This is a genomic window from Pseudomonas sp. P1_F7, from assembly GCF_056405655.1.
Window position 1 is genome coordinate 29996 of the sequence record NZ_JBFUBR010000018.1, and the last position, 21248, is coordinate 51243.

Consider the following 21248-nt stretch of genomic DNA (forward strand, 5'->3'; position numbering starts at 1 on the left):
AGGAAGGGTTCAGGAGATCCAGCCAGCCACCAGCCCCCGCCCCATCGGCCAGAGCTTTTCACCGGCGAGCATACCGAGCAGGCCCACCAGCGCGATGGCCGGGGGTGCGGGGGAACGAAAATCCAGGGCGCCGTAGAGCAGACCGACGCCCAGACCGATGGCCAGTGACATGAGGTAGTTCATGGCAGACTCCGGGGCAATTGAGGTATGCGCTGAGTCTAGAGGGCGTAGCCTGCGAGCATCGGCCAAGTGCTTCTGAATTTCGGCCAAAGCCTGGCCTCGACGAATTCAGTCCTGGCGTTGCGCCGCAGGAAACTGCGAAGGGGCAACGCCCAGTTCACGCCGAAACATGTCACTGAAGCTGCTCGGCGAATACCCCAGCTCCCGGGCAATCGCGCTGACCGGTACGCCCTGGATCAACCCGGCCACCGCCGTCGCCAGTTGCACCTGACGCCGCCACTCGGCGAAGCCCATGCCCAGACCGTCCTTGAACAGCCGCGCCAGGGTCCGCACGCTGGCACCGGCCGATTGCGCGTGCTGTTCGAACGGAATCTCCAGCGAGGGCGCAGACATGACCGCCTGGCACAGGTTCATCAGCCGTCGATCGGAATCGTCCGGCAGCGGGATTTTCAGCAGCGAACGCCTGGCCCGCTTGAGTTCCAGCAGCGCCAGGCCCACCAGCGCGTCGTAATACTCGGGCGCCCCGTCGTTGCCCTGCTCCACCAGACCGACGATCAGCTCGCGCAGCAAGCCGCCGACCTCAATGACTTGCACGCTGTCATCCAGGGTCGCCGCCAGGGACGGGCGCAAGTAGATATTGCGCATTTGCAGGTCGGACACCACGCGAATCCCGTGGGGCACGCCGGGCGGCAACCACACCGCCCGTTGCGGTGGCACCACCAGCGCCTCATACGGCGTCTCGACCCACATCACCCCGCTCATCGCATACAGCAATTGGCCCCAGACGTGCTCGTGAGGCTCGATGTACAACCCGCGCGGATAGGTGCGAGCCAGCGGTTGCACGGGCACATCGGTGTCACTCAGGTCAGGCGGGGCGGCGAGGGCCATGGTCTATGTTCATTGGGGTTTGGGAAGGCCCCATGGTAACGAGACACCGAACTTGTCGCCAGCAACCGCCGCCTTCCGACAAACCGAGTGAATTTTCCTGATGGCGCGCGATCCTTCTATGTACAACAGGGAGGAACCGGAGCTTTATGAACAGTGCAAAATTATTCGTCATTGAGTACACCCTCCATGGCGCTCCGAAGTCATTCATCATCCGACTGGAAAAAATGGATAACGCAGAAGCCTGGCATTGGGCGAGCTGTGATGCGGGGGTGGGGCGAATCCCCCGATTTGGACGCGAGAAGGTGCAAAAGACCAGCAAGCCGATGGCTGAAAAATTCGGCGTGGAAAACGTCAAGTGGCGGCCGGCGAACTAATCTCTGGCAACCATCAGGATCGGGGAGAAGGAAAATGACCGCGACACCCGTCAGCAGCCCTGCGCAGCTGGACTACGGTCTGGACACGCTAGTGGGGCGCATCAGCAAAAGCGCCGAGTGCCTGATCGGACTGGAACAGGTCGAAAATGACCCATTCTGCTTCGCCATACGCGTCCTGGCACCACTGCCGGAAGATCTGGAGCAAGCGAAGACCTTGGTGCTGCGGGTCGAAGGGCGGCGCTTGCAGGGCACCGTCCGCCACAGCGAACGACTGGAGGATGACAGCCTCAGGCTGGAAGTGGAGCCGGACTAGGCTCCACTTTTGCGTGTGCCGTGGTTTTCAGTGGGCACACTTGCAGCCTTGGGAAGCGCACTCCTCGCCGTGCTCATGGTGTTTGGCGCAGGCTTCACAGCAGTAATGCTTGCCGTGACGGGCAATCGGATGCTCACCGAGTTTGCAGGAACATTTCGGACAATCGCAGATACTTTCACGATCAATCATGGGTCTGACTCCTCTTGTGTGGTCGCCAGTGCTCAGATGCACACCGTAAGTGTAGGAGCTGCCGCAGGCTGCGATCTTTTGTGGCGMGCGAGCTTGCTCGCTCGCCACAAATGTTTTAATCAGATCCGGAACTGCCCCACCAGACCGCCCAGGCGCTGACCGAGGTCGGCCAGGCTGCGCGAAGTCTGAGCGCCAAGTTGGGTTTCGTCGGCGACGTTGTCTACCGCCACGGCAATCTGATGCACGCTGCGATTGATCTCTTCGGCCACGGCGGTCTGCTCTTCGGCGGCACTGGCGATCTGTGCGTTCATCGAATTGATTGTCGCGATCAGCTGGGCCATGGTGTCCAGCGAAGCCCCCGCCTCGTTGGCCTGGGCCGAGGTGCCGTCGCCGGCCTCGCTGGAGCGACGCATCGCCTCCACCGCCGACTGAGTGCCGGCCTGCAAGCGGTCGATCATGCCCTGGATTTCCTGGGTGCTGATTTGCGTGCGGCTGGCCAGTGCCCGCACTTCATCGGCCACCACCGCAAAGCCGCGCCCTGCCTCACCGGCGCGGGCCGCTTCAATGGCGGCGTTGAGCGCCAGCAGGTTGGTCTGCTCGGCAATCGAGCGGATCACCCCGAGCACGCTGACAATCGACGACACGTCTTTTTGCAGGCTGTCGAGGGACACGCCGCTGCTGCGGATGTCGTCCACCAGGGCATGGATTTTCTCGATGCTGCCGGCCACCACGCGCTTGGCAGCCTGACCTTCTTCGTCGGTCTGCTGGGCCGCCACCGCGGCGTTCTGCGCGCTTTTGGCCACTTCCTGGGCCGCCGCCGACATTTCGTTGATCGCCGTGGCCACCTGATCGGTTTCGTGACGCTGGCGTTCCATGGCCTGGTCCGAACGGTTGGCCTGGTCGGACACCTGATTCACCAGCCCGGTCAGTTGCGAGGTCATTTCGGTGATCTGCCGTACCAGGCCGTGGATCTTGTCGACGAAACGGTTGAACGAGCCGGCCAGTTCGCCGAGTTCGTCCTGGCTGGTGATGGTCAGGCGGCGGGTCAGGTCGCCCTCGCCCGCGGCGATGTCGTCGAGGTTGGCTTTCATCAAATGCAGCGGACGCAGAATGGTATTGGCCAGCAACATCCCGGCAGCGGCAATCACCAGCAGCACCACGACCGCCACGCCGACGATGCTCAGCACCATGCCTTGCATGCGCTCCTGGACCTTGGCTTCGACCACGGCCACTTGTGCTTCGATGCCGTCGAGGTTGACCGAGGTGCCGACCGCCATGTCCCACTTCGGTAGGTATTCGGTGTAACCGAGCTTGGGCACCAGCACCTGGGTGTTGCCGGGCAAGGGCGAGCTGTATTGCAGGTAGTGCGTGCCGTCCCTGGCGACTTTCACCAGGTCGCGGTTGACGTAGACACCGTTCGGGTCGCGGTTGTCCTTGAAGCTCTGGCCCACGCCTTCGGGGCTGTTGGCCTTGAACAGGCGCACGGTGTTGGAGTCGTAGCCGAAGAAGTAGCCGTCCTTGCCATAGCTGATGCTCGACAGCAGCTTGATCACCTGGGCCCGCGCCGCCTCATCGCCGGGGGCGGCCGCGTCGTAGAGCGGTTTGATCGTGGTCATGGCCACGGCCACGTAGCTTTGCAGGGTCGCCTTGGCATCGCTGAGCAGGCGTTCGCGGGTCTGCTCGACTTCCTTGCGCGCCTGATCCTGAAGAATGAACAGCGTGGTCAGGCTAATGACCAGCGCAAACAGCAACACCGGGAGGACGGCAAGGGACAGGACTTTGGCCTTGAGGCTCATGCGCATGACGTTCACTCTTTTGATTTTGTTGGCGTGGTTAAAAGCTTTAACGGCACGCCGGGCCAAAAGTTGAACGCGGTCAGTCAGACCGTTGAAGATCCCCTGTGGAAACGAGCTTGCTCGCGATGACGGCGGCACATTCAGCATCAAGTTGCCTGACAGACCGCCATCGCGAGCAAGCTCGCTCCCACATTTTGATCCAGGGTGATCAGAAGGGAATTGCTTACAGAACCATCGCCGCAACCCAGCCAAACGCCAGCAACGGCAGGTTGTAGTGCAGGAAGGTCGGGACCACGGTGTCCCAGATGTGATGGTGCTGGCCGTCGATGTTCAGGCCGGAGGTCGGGCCCAGGGTCGAGTCCGAGGCGGGCGAGCCGGCGTCGCCCAGGGCACCGGCCGTGCCGACGATGCACACGATGGCCAACGGGCTGAAGCCCAGTTGCACGCACAGCGGCACGAAGATCGCCGCCAGGATCGGCACGGTGGAGAACGACGAGCCGATGCCCATGGTCACCAGCAACCCCACCAGCAACATCAGCAAGGCGCCAATGCCTTTGCTGTGATCGATGTAGGACGCCGACGACTCGACCAGCGTCTGCACCTCACCGGTGGCCTTCATCACTTCGGCAAACCCGGAGGCTGCGATCATGATGAAACCGATCATCGCCATCATTTTCATGCCTTCGGTGAACAGGTCATCGGTGTCGCGCCATTTGACGATGCCCGACACCGAGAAAATCAGGAAGCCAACCAGTGCACCGATAATCATCGAATCCAGCAACAACTGAATGATGAACGCCGCCGCGATGGCCACACCGGCCACCATCAGGCTCAGCGGGTTGTATTGCACCGCCACTTGCTCAACCTGTTCGATCTTCGCCAGATCGTAGACACGCTTCTTGCGGTAGCTGACAAACGCGATCAGCAGGCCCGCCACCATGCCCAGGGCCGGGATGCCCATGGCGTGGGTCACGTTGATGCCGCTGATGTCCACACCGCTGCGGGCGACGTTGGCCAGCAGGATCTCATTCAGGAAGATGTTGCCGAAGCCCACCGGCAGGAACATGTAGGGCGTGATCAAGCCGAAGGTCATTACGCAGGCGATCAGTCGACGGTCCAGTTGCAGCTTGGTCAGCACATATAGAAGCGGCGGCACCAGCAACGGAATGAACGCGATATGGATCGGCAGGACGTTCTGCGAGGCGATGGCCACGACCCAGAGCAGGCCGATCAGCAGCCATTTGACCTGGCCACCGCCGCTGGCATGCTGGCGATCGACCATCGCCAGGGCCTTGTCGGCCAGCGCATGGGCCATGCCGGACTTGGCAATGGCCACGGCGAAAGCACCGAGCAAGGCGTAGGACAACGCCACCGTCGCCCCGCCACCGAGGCCGCTGTTGAAAGCCTTGAGCGTCGCCTCGATCCCCAGGCCACCGGTCAAACCACCGACCAGCGCACCGACGATCAGGGCGATCACCACATGCACGCGGGACAGGCTGAGTACCAGCATGATGCCGACCGCGGCAATTACTGCATTCATTGTCATACCTCTGGGCAAGCGAAAAGAGTCCGGCCGGCAGTCTGCGAGAGCCGCCAGCGGATAAAAGGAATGGGTTTTATTAGAGGGCGCGCACTTTGAATGAAGCCGCTTCAAGCTGCAAGCCTCAAGCGCCAGGCTTTTGCGTTTTTCACTTGAAGCTTGCCGCTTGTGGCTCAAGAAGGCTGCCTTTTGGCCGCTACAGTGCAAAGTCTCAGATATTTATCGAATAAGGACGTCTCCATGTCGCTCAGACAACTTTCCATTCAATGGAAAATCACCCTGCTGGCCGGGCTGTGCCTGGCGGGCATAGTGACCCTGCTGGTGGGTCTTTCGCTGTACCGCATGGAGCACAGCTCCGGGCTGGTGAAAGCCTCGAGCATGGAGATGCTGACCGAAGCGGCCCAGGCGCGGATCGAGTCCCAGGGCGAAAACCAGGCACTGGGGATTCGCCAGCAGTTCATGGACGCCTATCAGTACGGCCACGGCTTCTCCCGGCAGGTGCTGTTCTTGCGTGACCAGGCCGAGAAGCGCTTTCTCGATGCCTTCGACCTGCGCGAAGACCTGACCCGCCAAGTCAAGTCGGCCCTGCAAGCCAACCCGGACCTGCTCGGTCTGTCCCTGGTGTTCGAACCCAATGGGCTGGACGGCAAGGATGAACTGTTCGCCGGCCAGGCCGAACTGGGCAGTAACGACAAGGGCCGTTTCGCCCTGTACTGGTCGCAGCCGACGCCGGGCAAGGTAACGTCCATGGCGCTACCGGAAAAGGACATGGCCGACACCAGCACCGGCCCCAGCGGCGAAGCGGCCAATGCCTGGTTCACCTGCCCGCGCACCACGCTCATGCCGTGCGTGATCGAGCCCTACTTCTATGAGATCGACGGTCAGAACGTGCTGATGACCAGCATCGTTTTCCCGCTGATGGTCAACGGCAAGGTCATCGCCTCGCTGTCGGTGGACATCAACCTCAACAGCCTGCAAGCGGTCAGCCTGGGCGCAAGCAAGAAGCTCTACGACGGCCAGACCAGCGTCAGCATCATCAGCCCGGCCGGCCTGCTCGCCGGCTACAGCCCGGACGCAAGCAAACTCAGCCAGCGCCTGGATGCCGTGGACAAGGCCAGCGGTGCCGAACTGCTGCGCATGCTCGGCGCCAGCAGCAAAACCGGCAGCCTGCACAGCAATCAGCAACTGAAAGTGCTGGCACCGTTCCAGCCGATTCCCGGCGGCAAGTCCTGGGGCGTATTGCTCGACGTGCCGGAGAAAGTCCTGGTCGGCCCCGCCGAAGCCCTGAAAAAGCAACTCGATGACAGCAACACCGCCGGTACGCTGGTCGAGCTCGGCCTGGGGGGACTCGCCGCGCTACTGGGCCTGGTGCTGGTGTGGCTGATGGCCCGCAGCGTCACCAGACCGATCCTCGGCGTAGCGCACATGCTCGAAGACATCGCCAGCGGCGAAGGTGACCTGACCCGCCGACTGGCCTACGACAAGAAGGATGAACTGGGCCAGTTGGCCGGCTGGTTCAACCGTTTCCTCGACAAGCTGCAACCGATCATTGCCGAAGTGAAACGCTCGGTGCAGGACGCCCGCAGTACGGCGGACCAGTCATCCGCCATCGCCACCCAGACCAGCGCGGGCATGGAGCAGCAGTACCGCCAGGTGGACCAGGTCGCGACCGCCTCCCACGAAATGAGTGCCACCGCCCAGGACGTCGCCCGCAGCGCCGCGCAAGCGGCCCACGCCGCTCGCGATGCCGATCAGGCGACCCGTCAGGGCTTGACCGTGATCGACCGCACCACCGCCAGCATCGACAACCTCGCCGCCGACATGAGCGCGGCCATGGTTCAGGTCGAAGGCCTGGCCGCCAACAGCGAGAAGATCGGTACGGTACTGGAAGTGATCCGTGCGATTGCCGAGCAGACCAACCTGCTGGCCCTCAACGCCGCGATTGAAGCGGCCCGTGCCGGTGAAGCCGGGCGCGGGTTTGCCGTGGTCGCCGATGAAGTGCGCAACCTGGCGCGGCGTACCCAGGAGTCTGTCGAAGAAACCCGTCTGGTGATCGAACAACTGCAAAACGGCACCCAGGAGGTGGTGGGTTCGATGAACAACAGCCATCGTCAGGCCCAGGGCAGTGTCGAGCAGGTTGGCCAGGCCGTAACGGCGCTGCGCCAGATCGGCGACGCGGTGACCGTGATCAACGACATGAACATGCAGATCGCCAGTGCCGCCGAAGAGCAAAGCGCGGTGGCCGAGGAGATCAACAACAACGTGGAGACCATCCGCGACGTGACCGAGTCGCTGTCTGGCCAGGCCAATGAATCGGCGCGGGTCAGCCGGTCGCTCAACAGCCTGGCGAACCAGCAGCAGAGTTTGATGGATCAGTTCCGCGTCTGAGCCCGGCAAGTCGAACAAAATACCTGTGGGAGCGAGCTTGCTCCCACATTTGTTTCTGCGCCCCGCTCAATGAAATGGTGGCAAGTGGATATCTGCCGCAAGCCGATTATGCTTCAGGAACCTTGCAGCGTTTTCTAGCGTCAACCTCAATGCAAGCCACGTAATCCGAGACATCAGCCCCCGGGCCAGGGTGCGGCAACAATTGAGAGGTGCTCCGGCCTTAAAACAAGAACAACGGAGAAAAATCATGGTGGCAATCGACAGTACAACCACGGGCAGCACGCCCAACCGCGGAATCACCAGGGAGGAGCGCAAGGTCATCTTCGCCTCGTCCCTGGGCACCGTGTTCGAATGGTATGACTTCTACCTGTACGGCTCCCTCGCGGCGATCATTGCCAAGCACTTCTTTGCCGGTGTCAACGAAACGACTTCCTTCATCTTCGCCCTGCTCGCCTTCGCCGCCGGCTTCGCCGTTCGGCCCTTCGGCGCCATTGTGTTCGGTCGGCTGGGCGACATGATCGGGCGCAAACACACGTTCCTCATCACCATCGTGATCATGGGTATTTCCACGGCCGTGGTGGGTTTGCTGCCGGGCTACGCAACCATCGGCGTAGCCGCGCCGATCATTCTGATCAGCCTGCGCCTGCTGCAAGGCCTGGCGCTGGGCGGTGAGTACGGCGGCGCAGCGACCTACGTGGCCGAACACGCACCCAAGGGCAAACGCGGCTACTTCACCTCGTGGATTCAGACGACCGCGACCCTCGGCCTGTTTCTTTCACTGCTGGTGATCCTCGCCTGCCGCACTGCGCTGGGCACTGAAGCCTTCGAAGCCTGGGGCTGGCGGATTCCGTTCCTGCTGTCGATCCTGTTGCTGATCGTCTCGGTCTACATCCGCCTGCAACTGAGCGAGTCACCGGTGTTCATGAAAATGAAGGCTGAAGGCAAGGCGTCCAAGGCACCGCTGACCGAATCCTTCGCCCGCTGGGAAAACCTCAAGATCGTGATCATGGCCCTGCTCGGTGGCACCGCCGGCCAGGCGGTGGTCTGGTACACCGGGCAATTCTATGCGCTGTTCTTCCTGCTGCAGACGCTGAAGATCGACCCGCAGACCGCCAACTTGCTGATTGCCGGCTCGCTGCTGATCGGCACACCGTTCTTCGTCATATTCGGCAGCCTGTCCGACCGCATCGGTCGCAAGGGCATCATCATGGCCGGCTGCATTATCGCTGCACTGACTTACTTCCCGATCTTCCATGCGTTGACCCAGTACGGTAACCCCGACGTGTTCGTTGCGCAGGAGAAGAATCCGGTCACGGTGATCGCCAATCCCGGCCAGTGCTCGTTCCAGTTCGACCCGGTGGGCAAGGCCAAATTCACCAGCTCCTGCGACCTGGCCAAGACCGTGCTGGCAAAACGGGCTATCCCCTATGAGAACGTGAAGGCAGAGCCGGGCACCGTGGCGCAGGTACGCATCGGCGAAAAAGTGCTCCAGAGCTTCGAGGGCACCGGCATGCCGGCCGCTGATTTCAAGACCCAGAACGACGCGTTCACCGCCACGCTGGCCACGGCCCTCAAGGACGCCGGCTACCCCGAGAAGGCCGACCCGGCCAAGACCAACTACCCGATGGTGCTGCTGCTCCTGACCATCCTGGTGATCTACGTGACCATGGTCTACGGGCCGATTGCCGCCTGGCTGGTGGAACTGTTCCCGGCGCGCATCCGCTACACCTCGATGTCGCTGCCCTATCACATCGGCAATGGCTGGTTCGGTGGCTTCCTGCCGACGGTGGCGTTCGCCATGGTGGCGGCCACGGGGGATATCTACTACGGGCTGTGGTATCCGATCGTCATCGCGGTGATGACGGCTGTGCTGGGTATTTTCTTCATGCCGGAAACCAAGGATCGGGAGATTCATCACACATAAACCTGACACCTCACCCGGTGGAATAGGGTGTACTCACAATCGGCGGCCATGAAAAACCACTGTGGGAGCGAGCTTGCTCGCGATAGCGTCAGCACATTCGACATCAATGTGTCAGACAGATTGCCATCGCGAGCAAGCTCGCTCCCACAGGGTTCCTGGTGTGGCTTCAAGTGTGTTTAGGCAACTCGATCACGACCTTCAGCCCGCCCCACTCGCTTTCCAGCAACGACAGTTTCCCGCCCCAGCTATCGACGATGTCGCGCACGATGCCCAGCCCCAGGCCATGCCCCTCTGTTTGTTCATCCAGCCGCGTACCTCGGCCAAACACCTGATCGCGACGCTCTTCGGGAATGCCCGGACCGTCATCTTCGACACTGAGTTCAAACCCGTCCGCCGTTTCGGCGACACTCACGCAAACCTCTGCATCCGCCCATTTACAGGCGTTATCCAGCAGGTTGCCCAGCAGTTCCAGCAGGTCTTCACGATCCCATGGCAATTGCAGGCCGGTGGCTGCGCGGTAGCTCAGCGCCAGGTGTTCGCCATGGATCATGTTCAGGGTTGCCAGCAATCCGGGGAGTTCGCCATCGCAATCGAACAGGGCGCCCGGCAACGCATCACCGGACAACCGCGCACGATTGAGTTCTCGATTGAGCCGTTGCTCGACCTGTTGCAGTTGTTCCTTGAAGGTCTTGCGCAATTGCGGGTGCGCCTCAAGCTGCTCGCTTGAAGCCAGGCTCAACAGCACCGCCAGCGGCGTTTTCAACGCGTGACCGAGGTTACCCAGGGCATTGCGTGAGCGCTTGAGGCTGTCTTCGGTGTGGGCCAGCAGGTGGTTGATCTGCGCCACCAGTGGCTCCAGTTCCACCGGCACCTGATCGTCGAGTTGCGAGCGCTGGCCCTGTTGCAACTGCGCGATCTGCTCGCGGGCCTGTTCCAGCGGACGCAAGGCGCGGCGCACGGTGATCCGTTGCAGCAGCAGAATCAGCAGCAGCCCGGTCAATCCGAGGCCCAACCCGAGCTGTTGCATGCGCCGGAAGCTTTCGCGTATCGGCGTGTAATCCTCGGCGACGCTGATGGAGATCGGCACACCCGAACGTCGATAGTCCGTACGCAGTACCAGCAGCTGTTGCCCTTCCGGCCCCAGTTGCAGGTTGCCATGCAGACCGGGGTGATCGAGCACCGGCAGTTCCTGATCCCATAACGACCGGGAACGCCAATGGCCGTCGGTGAAATCGATGCGGAAGTAATGCCCGGAAAACGGCCGCTGATAGGCCGGCGACAGGCGTCGTTCATCCAGTTGCAAGCCTTGCGGCCCGCGCACCAGTGCCGCCAGCAGGTTCTCGCTGTCATTGCGCAACCCGGCTTCGAGGTAGCGCTGCAACCCCATTTCGAACAGCCACAGGCTGGTTTGCGCCAGCACCAGGCCAACGACCACCATCACGCTGATCAGGCCCAGGCTCAAGCGGCGCTGGATAGATTTCACCGGGCTTGCCCGCCGAACAGGTAACCCTGGCCACGTCGGGTTTCAATCACACTTTTCCCGAGCTTGCGGCGCAAATGGTTGACGTGGACCTCCAGCACATTGGAATCGCGCTCGGTTTCACCGTCGTAGAGGTGCTCGGCGAGGTGGCTTTTGGAGAGGATCCGCTCGGGGTGCAGCATGAAATAACGCAGCAGGCGAAACTCCGCGGCGGTCAGCTGAATGTCCGCACCGTCGCGGACAACGCACTGCCGACCTTCGTCCAGATGCAGCCCGGCGGCCTTGAGCGTTGGCTGGTTGACCTGGCCATGGGAACGACGCAGCAACGCCTGGATGCGCAAAAACAGCTCTTCGGGATGAAACGGTTTGGTCAGGTAATCGTCGGCGCCGGCCTTGAGGCCTTCGATGCGCTCGGCCCAGGAATCTCGGGCCGTCAGGATCAGCACCGGCGTGGCCAGACCCGCCGCGCGCCATTGCGCCAGCACCTCAAGCCCCGGCACGCCCGGCAAACCGAGGTCGAGGATGATCAGGTCGTAAGGTTCAGTACTGCCCTGATACACCGCATCGCGACCATCGGCCAGCCAGTCCACCGCATAGCCCTGGCGGTTGAGGCCGGCCAGCAGTTCGTCGGCCAGGGGCACATGGTCTTCCACCAGCAGCAAACGCATGGATCAGTCTTCCTTGTCTTTGAGTAAACGGCCGGTGGTGGCTTCAATGTCCAGTTCGCGAACCACGCCTTCAGGGGTCAGCAGCTCGACTTCATAAATGTAGACGTCGTGTTTTTCTTCGAGCCCGGCTTCCAGCAGTTTCGCGCCGGGGTAGCGATCCATTGCCTGCTGCAGCAGTTGCTCCAGCGGCAGGATCACGCCCTGTTGACGCAGGCGCAGGGCTTCATCCTGGTCCAGATCGCGGGCCATCACTGCCGAGCAAAAAGCCAGAAGCACCAGCGCCATCCGGCCGGCGGTGCATCGATTGAACAAAAAAACCTTCATTACGAATCCTGATGATCCTTGAGAACCTGCCCGCTGACAGCGTCTAATTCCAGATCCTGGTCGATGCCCTGCTGCCGATCACCGGGATACCTGGCCGGTGCCAGTGGTGTGAGCTTCTCGAAAGCCACAATGGTACCAGCGTCGCGCTACCTCAGCGTTGCGTCGGGGGTCCAGGCGAGCCACCTTAACCAGCTGAACTTAATTGAAACTGAATTGCCATCATTGCTGACACCCCCAGCCCCTGTGGGAGCGAGCTTGCTCGCGATGGCGGCGGCAAATCCAACAATGATGTGACTGAAACACCGCTATCGTCGGATCGACGCCCGGAGCAAGCTCGCTCCCACAATGATCGCGTTTATAATTTCCCGCTTGCCACAAATCGAGCCCCTAATGACCGCCATCCACATCAAGTTCCCTTCCCTGACCCTCAAGGCCGGTCCGCGAGCCTTTGCGCACATCCGCGCCAACGGCCTGAACGCCGCCGAGGTCGGCACCTTGCCCGGTGCGGCCGGCGGTCCGAAGGCGCTGGGGATTCAGGGTCTGGACCTGGCGCTGTTCGGCGAGTGGCTGCCGGCGGCACCGCGGGAACGCTCGCTGATTGGCGCATCGGTGGGTTCCTGGCGCTTCGCCAGCGCCTGCCTGCCGGACGCCGCCGAGGGCATCCGGCGTCTCGGGCAGTTGTACACCGAACAACATTTTGCCAAGGGCGTGACCATGGCGCAGATCAGCCAGAGCTCACAGCGCATGCTCAATGACCTGCTCGACGGTCGCGATGCCGCGATCCTCGGCAACAACGATTACCGCCTGAACATCATGGTGGTCAAAAGCCACGGCCTGCTGGCCGACGATCATCGCGGTCGCCTCGGGCTCGGCCTGTCATCGGTCATCGCCGACAACCTGCGCGGCCGGGCGCGGCTGGCACGACACTTCGAGCGTCTGATCATCCACGACCCGCGCCTGGCGCCGCCGGTCAATGCCTTGACTGACTTCCCGTCGCGCTTCGTCGCCCTCAATGCCGGCAATTTGCGCCAGGCCCTGCTGGCTTCGGGCTCGATCCCGATGGTGATGGAAGGCGTGCGCGACCTGCCGGGGGCCGGTGCCGGCACCTTCCGCGACGGCGGCTTGCTGGACTATCACCTGGACCTGCCTTACAGCGGCAACGACATCGTGCTTTACCCGCATTTCACCGACCGGGTGATTCCCGGCTGGTTCGACAAGACCCTGCCGTGGCGCCGTGCCTGCCCGGCTCGCTTGCAAAACGTGCTGTTGCTGGCGCCGTCAAAGGAATACCTGGCGCGCCTGCCCTACGGCAAACTGCCGGACCGTAACGACTTCAAGCGCTTCATGGGCGACGCCCCGAGCCGGCAGAAATACTGGCGCACAACCATGGATGAAAGCCGCCGCCTGGGCGACGAATTCCTCGAACTGGCCGCCAACGGTCGCCTCGGCGAGCGCTTGCTGACCCTTTAGTCAGGACAAACTGGTAAACTCGCCGCCTGCCCGAATCGCTGCGGCGAACGCCACCTGAACAGAGCTGAAAAACTGTGGAAATCTTCAAAGAATTTACTTTCGAATCCGCCCACCGCCTGCCCCACGTACCGGACGGCCACAAGTGCGGGCGCCTGCACGGTCACTCGTTCAAAGTGGCAATCCACCTGAGCGGCGACCTCGACCCGCATACCGGCTGGATCCGCGACTTCTCGGAAATCAAGGCGATCTTCAAGCCGCTGTACGAGCGTCTGGACCACAACTACCTGAACGACATTCCTGGCCTGGAAAACCCGACCAGCGAAGTGCTGGCCAAGTTTATCTGGCAGGAAATGAAGCCCCTGCTGCCGGAGCTCAGTGCGATTCGGATCCACGAGACCTGCACCAGCGGTTGCATCTATCGCGGCGAGTAAACCGGCAGACAAATGCAAAACCCTGTGGGAGCGAGCTTGCTCGCGATGACGGCAGCACATCCAACATCGATGCGCCTGACCCACCGCTATCGCGAGCAAGCTCGCTCCCACAGGAAATGCACTTAGTCTGAAATCAAGAAAACAGCCTTCATCGGCTGTTTTTTTATGCCTATGCTTTTTGCCTCTTCCCCCGCCAAGAGGACAAGCCCATGACTGACTGGCCGCTGGATCAGGTCGTTGACTTCAACGGACACCAGGTGCGCTACGCAGTAGTCGGCAACGGCCCGCCGCTGGTGTTCGTGCATGGCACACCCTTTTCTTCTTACGTGTGGCACCGGATCGCGCCGTATTTCACGGCGACCCACCGTGTGCACTACTTCGATCTGCTGGGCTACGGACAGTCGGCGCAACCCGACGACGATGTCTCACTCGGTGTGCAAAACCAGTTGTTGGCGCAGCTGCTGGAGCATTGGCGCCTGGATCGCCCCGACGTGGTGGCCCATGACTTCGGCGGCGCCACCGCCCTGCGCACGCATCTGCTCAATGGCAAGGATTACCGCAGCCTGACGCTGATCGACCCGGTGGCGCTGACGCCCTGGGGTTCGCCGTTCGTGCAGCATGTGCGTCAGCATGAAGCGGCGTTCAGCGGACTGCCCGATTACATCCAGCGCGCCATCGTGCCGGCCTATATTCGCGGGGCCATCCAGCGCGAAATTCCCGACGCCGAACTCGCCCCCTACGTTCAGCCGTGGCTGGGGGAGCCGGGGCAAGCGGCGTTCTACCGGCAGATCGCGCAGATGGACGAGCGTTATACCCGCGAGGCAGAAGGCTTATACCCGACGATTCGCTGCCCGGTGCAGATTCTCTGGGGTGAAGACGATCAGTGGATTCCCATCGAACGCGGGCAGGCGCTGTATCGGATGATTCCAGGGTCGCAATTTTATCCCGTCGCCAATGCCGGTCATCTGGTTCAGGAAGATGCACCCGAAGCGGTCATTGCCGCGTTGATGCGGTTTTTGCCCCTGCAACAATCACCTGAGCATATCCAGCCCCCTTCCACATTTTGAACTGGCGGGGATTGCCACCACCGAGCTAACGTAGAGGTATTGCCTACACGATTCGCTAAAAGGACTCGCCCGATGCACATCATCAACGCCCGTCTGCGCAACCAGGAAGGCCTGCATGAGTTGTACCTGGAAAACGGCCTGATCAGCAGCATCACCCGCCAGATCGAAGCCCCGACCCTGGGCCCCGACGATCTGGACGCCGGCGGCAATCTGGTGGTGCCGCCCTTTGTCGAGCCGCACATCCACCTCGACGCGACCCTGACCGCTGGTGATCCACGCTGGAACATGAGCGGTACGCTGTTCGAAGGCATCGAGTGCTGGGGCGAACGCAAGGCGACCATCACCCACGAAGACACCAAGGCCCGGGCGAAGAAAACCATCCAGACCCTCGCCGCCCATGGCATCCAGCATGTGCGCACCCACGTCGACGTCACCGACCCGCAACTGACCGCGCTCAAGGCCATGCTCGAAGTGCGCGAGGAAAGCCGGCACCTGGTCGATATGCAAATCGTCGCGTTCCCCCAGGAAGGCATCGAGTCCTACCGCAATGGACGCGAGTTGATGGAAGAAGCCATCCGCATGGGCGCGGACGTGGTGGGTGGCATTCCGCATTTCGAGTACACCCGCGACCAGGGCGTCAGCTCGGTGAAGTTCCTGATGGACCTGGCCGAACGCAGCGGCTGCCTGGTGGACGTGCATTGCGACGAAACCGACGACCCGCATTCACGCTTTCTCGAAGTGCTCGCCGAAGAGGCCCGCAGCCGCGACATGGGTTCGCGGGTCACGGCCAGCCACACCACGGCCATGGGCTCCTACGACAACGCCTACTGCGCCAAACTGTTTCGCTTGCTCGGGCATTCGGGGATCAGCTTTGTCTCCTGCCCCACTGAAAGCATCCACCTGCAAGGTCGCTTCGACAGTTTCCCGAAACGCCGGGGCGTGACCCGGGTCAACGAGCTGCTGGAAGCGGGCATGAACGTGTGCTTCGGCCAGGACTCCATCGTCGATCCGTGGTATCCGCTGGGTAATGGCAACATTTTGCGGGTGCTCGAAGCCGGACTGCACATCTGCCACATGCTCGGTTATCGCAACCTGCAAAGTGCGCTGGATCTGGTGACGGACAATAGCGCCAAAGCCATGAACCTCGGCGATCGCTATGGCCTGGAGCGCGGGCGGCCGGCGAACCTGTTGATTCTGTCGGCGGAGAGTGACTACGAGGTGATCCGCAGCCAGGGGTTGCCGCTGTACTCGGTGCGCGATGGCAAGGTGTTGATGAAGCGGACGATGCCGGTGGTGGAGTTCAGTGGGATGAGCTGAAATTTGCGTTGACCGGATTGGCCCCATCGCGAGCAAGCTCGCTCCCACAGTTGATCTTCAGTGAATACAGAGTCTGTGTACGACAAAGATCCAGTGTGGGAGCGAGCTTGCTCGCGATGGCAATCTAAAAATCAATCGATCATTCGAGCCGTACCAAACAGACTGACCCGACTCAATTCCCCCTGCTCCTCTTCCAGCAAGATCGGCGCCGTGCCGCCCGGCATCGTCACCTTCACTTCACCAGCAGTCACCCAACCTACCCGCCAAGCCGCACAGGCCACCGCACTGGCACTGGTCCCCGACGACGCCGTCGGCCCCTCGCCCCGCTCGAATACCCGCGCGGCGATGTGCCCTTCGGACAAACGCATTGCCCATTGCAGATTGATCCCCGCCGGACAAGGTTTGCCTTCACCAACCGGCATGGCGTAGGCGATTCGCGTCAGCCCCTCACCCAGCGCCGGCTCACGCATCTGCTCGTTGCTCGGCAGGTCCCCGGCACTGTCCACCAGCGTCACGCAATGGGGATTACCAACCCGCGCGAATTGGCTGCGCGACCATGCGCCATTGAGTGCCGCCAATTGTTCAACGTGGCTGAGTTCACGACCGTTGAACACCGCTGCTTCAACCCCGTGAGCGCTGACTGCCGCCGGCCCGAACCCGGGCTGCCCCAGATCGAGCCAGAAACCCTTCACGCCATCGACCTCTGCGGACTTCACCGACGTCTGCCCCGGCGAAGGCGTATCAGCCTTGTCGTGATGAACCCTGAGCAGACAGGCTTCGTTCTGCGGCAACAGCCCTTGATCGCTGAGGGCCTGGGAAAAAATCGTCAGCCCGTTGCCACTGCGTTCGGCCAGGGTGCCGTCGGTGTTGACGATCAACAGATCAAAGGGTGGTGACGACTGAAACGGCCCGACCAGCAAACCGTCGCTGCGATGATCCTTGCTGCCGGACGGTTGAGTGCCTGGAGCCCAACTGCAGCAAGCCTCGATGGCGGCCACCGCCCAGGCTTCGAGGGTTTGCGCTGCCTGGCTGGCCTGATCGGACAGGTCGATGCCCTGGCAGCGCAGTTCTTCTGGCGCTACCACGATGTAAATATTGCCCCGTGCATCGTACCGCTGCGCCATGGCGCCCTCCGCGTGTCATTGGAATGGCTCAACATATCGCGAAAAACAGCGGCACTGTGCAAGGATGTCGCCCTGTTTGACCGTAAAACTTTCCGGGCACTGATCGAACCCTCACAGGCCGATCACTGTCCGTTGAGGACGTGACGTTTATTGCCAAGGATTGTTATGACCAGCCTCAACAGCCAAACCACTTTCGTTCCCGGTCGCCTGGAACAGATGTCCACGCGCATCGCCTTTTTCATCGCCGGGTTCGGCATCGCCGCGTGGGCACCGCTGGTGCCCTATGCCAAGGCCCGGGCCGGACTGGATGAAGGCACCCTGGGATTGCTGCTGCTGTGCCTGGGGGTGGGCTCGATCCTGGCGATGCCGTTGGCCGGGATCCTGTCCACACGTTTCGGCTGCCGCCGGGTGACGGCCGGCGGGACCCTGCCGATCTGTGCCGCCCTGCCGCTGCTGGCGACGGTGTCGTCGATTCCGGCGCTGATCGCCGCGTTGTTCATGTTCGGCGCGGGGCTCGGCACCGTGGATTCGACGGTCAACCTGCAAGCGGTGATCGTCGAGCGCGCCAGCGGCAAAAACATGATGTCGGGTTTCCATGGCCTGTTCAGCCTGGGCGGGATTGTCGGTGCGGCGGGTGTCAGCGGGTTGCTTGGCCTGGGGATTTCCCCGCTGGGGGCCACGCTGGTGGTGATCGTGATGCTGCTTATTGCGCTGGCGAAGGCTGTGCCGCATCTGTTGCCCTACGGCAGCGAGAGTTCGGGGCCGGCATTTGCGGTGCCCCATGGCATCGTCCTGTTTATCGGCGGTATGTGCTTCATCGTGTTCCTCGCCGAAGGCGCGGCGCTGGACTGGAGCGCGGTGTTCCTGGCGCAGGAACGTGGCATCGACACGGCGTATGCGGGGCTCGGTTATGCGGCGTTTGCCTTGACCATGACGGCCGGGCGTTTGACCGGTGACAAAATCGTGCGACGACTGGGCGCGACACGGGTGATTGTGTTCGGCGGGCTGACAGCCGCTGCAGGCTTGTTTCTGGCGACGTTCGCACCGAACTGGGAGGCGGCGCTGGTGGGTTATGCGCTGCTGGGTGCCGGCTGCTCGAACATCGTGCCGGTCCTGTACACCGCGGTCGGCAAACAGACGGTCATGCCAGAAAGCATCGCCGTGCCGGCCATTACCACCCTGGGTTATGCGGGCATCCTGGCGGGGCCGGCGGTGATCGGCTTTATCGCCCATGGCAGCAGCTTGAGTTTTGCCTTTGCCTTGATGGCGCTGTTGCTGGTGGCAGTGGCCATTGGCGGGAAAGTGTTGAAGGTCTGAAAAGCATCGCGAGCAAGCTCGCTCCCACAGGTTCCGTGTGATCCCTGTGGGAGCGAGCTTGCTCGCGATGGTTGTTGTCGCTGGAGCGGGTGAAGTACTGCTTGTCGAAGATGTTTTTCACCCCCGCCCCCAGTTTCAGGTTCGACACCTGCGGACCGAAGTCATAGCCGCCACGCACGTTCCAGGTCACGTAGCCCGGAATGTCGCCGAACTGGCCGTCGGCGGTGCCTTCGGTGATGTAGTTGCCGTTGAAGCTGCCATCGGCGTTCACACCGGTGCCCGGCGAGCGCTGCCTGGACTGGGCGAACGCATCGACGTTGTAAGTCCAGCGGTTGATGTCGTAACGCAGGCCGGCGGTGGCCACCTGACGGGAGTAGAACGGCAGGTCACGGCCCTTGAAGCCCGGGATCTCACCTTCGTTGGTGGCACGGGTGTAGGTAAAGCCGGCGTTGGCGGTCAGGCCGTCAAGGCGTGGGTCCAGCGCGGCCAGATCGTAATGCACCGACGTTTCGATGCCCTGGTGTTTGGTCGCGCCGAGGTTGGTCCAGCCCACATCGTTGCTGATGTATTGCAGTTCGTCGTCGAAGTCGATGTAGAACAGCGTCACCTCACCGCCCCACACGTCATCGTTGTAGCGCGTACCGATCTCGTAGGTCTTGGCCTTTTCCGGTTCCAGCCCGTTGGCGGGCTCATTACCGATACCGCCCTGCCCCAGCTGGAAATACTGCAGCGCGCCGAACGAGGTTTCGTAGTTGGCGAACAGTTTCCAGGCATCGGACATGTGATACATCACGCTCAGGGCCGGCAGCGGCTCGTTGCTTTCAATGCTGCGGTTTTTCTCCGGCACCCGTTTACCGGCGTTATCGAGCACAGGGCGGTCGTGCCAGTCGGTGCTGATGTGCTCGAAGCGAATACCCGGAGTGACGGTCCAGTTGCCAACGTCGATCTTGTTATCGACGTAGACCGAATTGGCCTCGGTTCCACCGGTGCGGTCTTGATAGACATGGCCGTCCGCCCCCGGACGCACAACGGGCTCGTTGTTGACCAGCGCCACACGGCTGGCTTCTTCGTGCATGGCTTCCTTGAGGTAGCGATAACCGACGCTGACTTCCTGGGTGGTCGGGCCCACATCAAACACATGGGACACCCGTGGTTCGATACCGTAGGTGTAGTAGCTGCGCGGATAGGAGTTGAGTGTGTTCAGGTCCCGCGAGGCGATTGTGCTGCCACGAAAGCTGTCGGTGTAGTAGGTCAGCACTTCGGCCTGGGTGCGATCGTCGATCTGCCGTGCCCACTTGAACGACACATCCTTGCGGCGGCCGCTGAAGTTGTCGTGATCGCGCACGGACTGGAACGGATCGGCGTCGTACTGTGCCTGGGTCAGGCCGCCGGGCATGTCGGCCTTGGCGTCGTAGTAGTGGAAGTTGAGGCTGAAATCGTCGACATCGGTCGGCGCCCAATGGGTCTTGAGGATCACGTCGTCGATGTCGTTGCCGTTGTTGCTTTCACGGTAACCGTTGCCGTTCACGCCGGAATACAACAGCGCCACGCCCATGCCGTTGTCGGCGGTGCCGCCCATGAGCGCGGTGTCGATGTGCTTCCAGCCACCGTGCTGGGAGGTTTCCACGGTGGTGCCGATTTCCGCGGAGGCTTTTTCCGGAATCGCGCGGGTCACGAAGTTGATCACGCCGCCGACGTTTTGTGGTCCGTAACGCACGGAGCCGGCACCGCGTACCACGTCGATGCTGTCGAGGTTGCCGGAGGAAATCGGCGCCATGGACAGTTGCGGCTGACCGTAAGGCGCGAACGCTGCCGGGATGCCGTCGATCAGCACGGTAGAGCGAGGCGACAGGCGCGAAGTCAGGCCGCGCACGCCGACGTTGAGGGAAATGTCGCTGCCACCGGTGCCGTTGGCGTCCTGCACCTGCACGCCAGGAACGCGTTTCAACACGTCGCCAACGTTCATTGCACCCTGCTCGATCATGGCTTCACGGCGGACCACCGTTCGTGCGCCCGGGTGGTTCTGCACCACAGCGGCATCGGCATCGCCGAGCCAGTCGCCGACCACCTTGATGTCAGTCACGCCCAGTTCCAGTGGGCCGTTGGCCGCCGAAGCAGGCGCCGGCATCAACGTCACCGAACCTTCATCGATCTGGTATTGCAGGCCGCTGCCTTGCAGCAACTGGCGCAGCGCGTCTTCCGGAGAAAGGTTGCCATCCACCGCCGGGGCCTGCTTGCCGGCAACCAGTTCAGGGCTGAAGAACACCTGAAGCGAGGTTTGCTGGCCCAATTGACTCAGGGCTTGCCCCAAAGGTTGCGCCGGGATGCGGATGCCGTCGGCGGCAAAGGCCTGGGGCAGCGCAATATTGACCGCCAGCGCGAGGGCCAGCGGCAACCAGGGGAGTTTGTTGTTTTTAGCGGTGGTGTTTTTCACGTCGAACGTAATCCTGTGGATCGC

Annotated in this window: 17 protein-coding genes and 5 pseudogenes; 10 read left to right on the forward strand and 12 right to left on the reverse strand. The window is 62.0% G+C overall.

The features are described 5' to 3' along the window. Positions 1–9: 9 nt before the first annotated feature. Positions 10–183 (reverse strand): DUF1427 family protein, encoded by a 174-nt coding sequence (locus tag AC1D1M_RS25100; RefSeq protein ID WP_477777694.1) that lies wholly within the window; start codon positions 181–183, stop codon positions 10–12. A 105-nt stretch (positions 184–288) separates the two neighbouring features. After that, positions 289–1068 carry an AraC family transcriptional regulator gene (locus tag AC1D1M_RS25105; RefSeq protein ID WP_477777695.1) on the reverse strand — a complete coding sequence of 260 codons (780 nt, stop codon included), beginning with the start codon at positions 1066–1068 and terminating at the stop codon, positions 289–291. Positions 1069–1214: 146 nt separating this feature from the next. On the opposite strand from AC1D1M_RS25105, the gene AC1D1M_RS25110 reads away from it, so the two are divergent. Together AC1D1M_RS25110 and AC1D1M_RS25115 are read left to right on the forward strand one after the other, a co-directional pair. Then, positions 1215–1442, forward strand: coding sequence for a DUF6555 family protein (locus AC1D1M_RS25110; protein WP_057714008.1), 228 nt, complete (start codon positions 1215–1217; stop codon positions 1440–1442). Between the two features lie 34 nt (positions 1443–1476). After that, complete coding sequence (locus AC1D1M_RS25115) at positions 1477–1755, forward strand: hypothetical protein (protein WP_477777696.1); 279 nt, start codon at positions 1477–1479, stop codon at positions 1753–1755. A 27-nt stretch (positions 1756–1782) separates the two neighbouring features. On the opposite strand, the gene AC1D1M_RS25120 is transcribed toward AC1D1M_RS25115, so the two are convergent. The 4 genes and pseudogenes from AC1D1M_RS25120 to AC1D1M_RS25135 all read right to left on the reverse strand — a co-directional run bounded on the left by AC1D1M_RS25120 (position 1783) and on the right by AC1D1M_RS25135 (position 5280). After that, a complete protein-coding gene (locus AC1D1M_RS25120; RefSeq protein ID WP_007982401.1) occupies positions 1783–1944 on the reverse strand; it encodes a metallothionein in 162 nt (53 codons plus the stop codon). A gap of 119 nt (positions 1945–2063) precedes the next feature. Beyond that, the gene (locus AC1D1M_RS25125; protein WP_414928548.1) at positions 2064–2885 is read right to left on the reverse strand and encodes a methyl-accepting chemotaxis protein; all 822 of its coding nucleotides are present in this window, start codon (positions 2883–2885) and stop codon (positions 2064–2066) included. A gap of 36 nt (positions 2886–2921) precedes the next feature. Continuing rightward, positions 2922–3887 (reverse strand): annotated as a pseudogene (locus tag AC1D1M_RS25130) (cache domain-containing protein); the annotation flags it as partial. Between the two features lie 76 nt (positions 3888–3963). Beyond that, entirely contained in the window at positions 3964–5280 is a 1317-nt protein-coding gene (locus AC1D1M_RS25135) for a Na+/H+ antiporter family protein (RefSeq protein ID WP_477777697.1), read from the reverse strand. Between the two features lie 459 nt (positions 5281–5739). Here AC1D1M_RS25135 and AC1D1M_RS25140 point away from each other — a divergent pair. The 3 genes and pseudogenes from AC1D1M_RS25140 to AC1D1M_RS25150 form a co-directional block, all read left to right on the forward strand. Then, positions 5740–6810 (forward strand): annotated as a pseudogene (locus AC1D1M_RS25140) (methyl-accepting chemotaxis protein); the annotation flags it as partial. A gap of 264 nt (positions 6811–7074) precedes the next feature. After that, positions 7075–7668, forward strand: a pseudogene (locus AC1D1M_RS25145) (methyl-accepting chemotaxis protein); the annotation flags it as partial. A 247-nt stretch (positions 7669–7915) separates the two neighbouring features. Next, a complete protein-coding gene (locus AC1D1M_RS25150) occupies positions 7916–9592 on the forward strand; it encodes an MFS transporter (RefSeq protein ID WP_477777698.1) in 1677 nt (558 codons plus the stop codon). 166 nt (positions 9593–9758) lie between these two features. Here the strand turns inward: AC1D1M_RS25150 and AC1D1M_RS25155 are convergent, their stop codons facing one another. From AC1D1M_RS25155 to AC1D1M_RS25170, 4 genes and pseudogenes are all read right to left on the reverse strand, one after another. Continuing rightward, positions 9759–11075: a sensor histidine kinase gene (locus AC1D1M_RS25155; RefSeq protein WP_477777699.1), complete on the reverse strand. Its 1317-nt coding sequence runs from the start codon at positions 11073–11075 to the stop codon at positions 9759–9761. Then, positions 11072–11740, reverse strand: a complete 669-nt coding sequence (locus tag AC1D1M_RS25160; protein WP_477777700.1) for a response regulator transcription factor — start codon at positions 11738–11740, stop codon at positions 11072–11074. The genes AC1D1M_RS25155 and AC1D1M_RS25160 overlap by 4 nt, the downstream gene beginning before the upstream one ends. Before the next feature lie 3 nt (positions 11741–11743). After that, complete coding sequence (locus AC1D1M_RS25165) at positions 11744–12064, reverse strand: PepSY domain-containing protein (protein WP_477777701.1); 321 nt, start codon at positions 12062–12064, stop codon at positions 11744–11746. Beyond that, positions 12064–12210: pseudogene (locus tag AC1D1M_RS25170) on the reverse strand (PepSY domain-containing protein); the annotation flags it as partial. The pseudogene AC1D1M_RS25170 and the gene AC1D1M_RS25165, both read right to left, overlap by 1 nt. 244 nt (positions 12211–12454) lie before the next feature. Here AC1D1M_RS25170 and AC1D1M_RS25175 point away from each other — a divergent pair. The 4 genes from AC1D1M_RS25175 to codA all read left to right on the forward strand — a co-directional run bounded on the left by AC1D1M_RS25175 (position 12455) and on the right by codA (position 16349). Continuing rightward, positions 12455–13534, forward strand: coding sequence for a patatin-like phospholipase family protein (locus AC1D1M_RS25175; protein ID WP_477777702.1), 1080 nt, complete (start codon positions 12455–12457; stop codon positions 13532–13534). Between the two features lie 74 nt (positions 13535–13608). Beyond that, complete coding sequence (gene queD, locus AC1D1M_RS25180) at positions 13609–13965, forward strand: 6-carboxytetrahydropterin synthase QueD (protein WP_008049817.1); 357 nt, start codon at positions 13609–13611, stop codon at positions 13963–13965. Between the two features lie 209 nt (positions 13966–14174). Further along, a complete protein-coding gene (locus AC1D1M_RS25185) occupies positions 14175–15032 on the forward strand; it encodes an alpha/beta fold hydrolase (RefSeq protein WP_477777703.1) in 858 nt (285 codons plus the stop codon). Positions 15033–15104: 72 nt separating this feature from the next. Next, positions 15105–16349, forward strand: a complete 1245-nt coding sequence (gene codA / locus AC1D1M_RS25190) for a cytosine deaminase (RefSeq protein ID WP_477777704.1) — start codon at positions 15105–15107, stop codon at positions 16347–16349. Positions 16350–16480: 131 nt separating this feature from the next. On the opposite strand, the gene AC1D1M_RS25195 is transcribed toward codA, so the two are convergent. Further along, positions 16481–17473 (reverse strand): diaminopimelate epimerase, encoded by a 993-nt coding sequence (locus tag AC1D1M_RS25195; RefSeq protein ID WP_477777705.1) that lies wholly within the window; start codon positions 17471–17473, stop codon positions 16481–16483. Positions 17474–17638: 165 nt separating this feature from the next. Here AC1D1M_RS25195 and AC1D1M_RS25200 point away from each other — a divergent pair, with 165 nt between their 5' ends. After that, positions 17639–18790, forward strand: coding sequence for an MFS transporter (locus tag AC1D1M_RS25200; protein ID WP_477777706.1), 1152 nt, complete (start codon positions 17639–17641; stop codon positions 18788–18790). Positions 18791–18860: 70 nt separating this feature from the next. Here AC1D1M_RS25200 and AC1D1M_RS25205 read toward each other — a convergent pair. Next, a pseudogene (locus AC1D1M_RS25205) lies at positions 18861–21224 on the reverse strand (TonB-dependent siderophore receptor); the annotation flags it as partial. Between the last annotated feature and the right edge of the window lie 24 nt (positions 21225–21248).

Coding starts and splice junctions, on each gene's coding strand:
- AC1D1M_RS25100 (WP_477777694.1), bottom strand. CDS start 183: ATGAACTACCTCATGTCACTGGCCATCGGTCTGGGCGTCGGTCTGCTC.
- AC1D1M_RS25105 (WP_477777695.1), bottom strand. CDS start 1,068: ATGGCCCTCGCCGCCCCGCCTGACCTGAGTGACACCGATGTGCCCGTG.
- AC1D1M_RS25110 (WP_057714008.1), top strand. CDS start 1,215: ATGAACAGTGCAAAATTATTCGTCATTGAGTACACCCTCCATGGCGCT.
- AC1D1M_RS25115 (WP_477777696.1), top strand. CDS start 1,477: ATGACCGCGACACCCGTCAGCAGCCCTGCGCAGCTGGACTACGGTCTG.
- AC1D1M_RS25120 (WP_007982401.1), bottom strand. CDS start 1,944: ATGATTGATCGTGAAAGTATCTGCGATTGTCCGAAATGTTCCTGCAAA.
- AC1D1M_RS25125 (WP_414928548.1), bottom strand. CDS start 2,885: ATGACCTCGCAACTGACCGGGCTGGTGAATCAGGTGTCCGACCAGGCC.
- AC1D1M_RS25135 (WP_477777697.1), bottom strand. CDS start 5,280: ATGAATGCAGTAATTGCCGCGGTCGGCATCATGCTGGTACTCAGCCTG.
- AC1D1M_RS25150 (WP_477777698.1), top strand. CDS start 7,916: ATGGTGGCAATCGACAGTACAACCACGGGCAGCACGCCCAACCGCGGA.
- AC1D1M_RS25160 (WP_477777700.1), bottom strand. CDS start 11,740: ATGCGTTTGCTGCTGGTGGAAGACCATGTGCCCCTGGCCGACGAACTG.
- AC1D1M_RS25165 (WP_477777701.1), bottom strand. CDS start 12,064: ATGAAGGTTTTTTTGTTCAATCGATGCACCGCCGGCCGGATGGCGCTG.
- AC1D1M_RS25175 (WP_477777702.1), top strand. CDS start 12,455: ATGACCGCCATCCACATCAAGTTCCCTTCCCTGACCCTCAAGGCCGGT.
- AC1D1M_RS25185 (WP_477777703.1), top strand. CDS start 14,175: ATGACTGACTGGCCGCTGGATCAGGTCGTTGACTTCAACGGACACCAG.
- codA (WP_477777704.1), top strand. CDS start 15,105: ATGCACATCATCAACGCCCGTCTGCGCAACCAGGAAGGCCTGCATGAG.
- AC1D1M_RS25195 (WP_477777705.1), bottom strand. CDS start 17,473: ATGGCGCAGCGGTACGATGCACGGGGCAATATTTACATCGTGGTAGCG.
- AC1D1M_RS25200 (WP_477777706.1), top strand. CDS start 17,639: ATGACCAGCCTCAACAGCCAAACCACTTTCGTTCCCGGTCGCCTGGAA.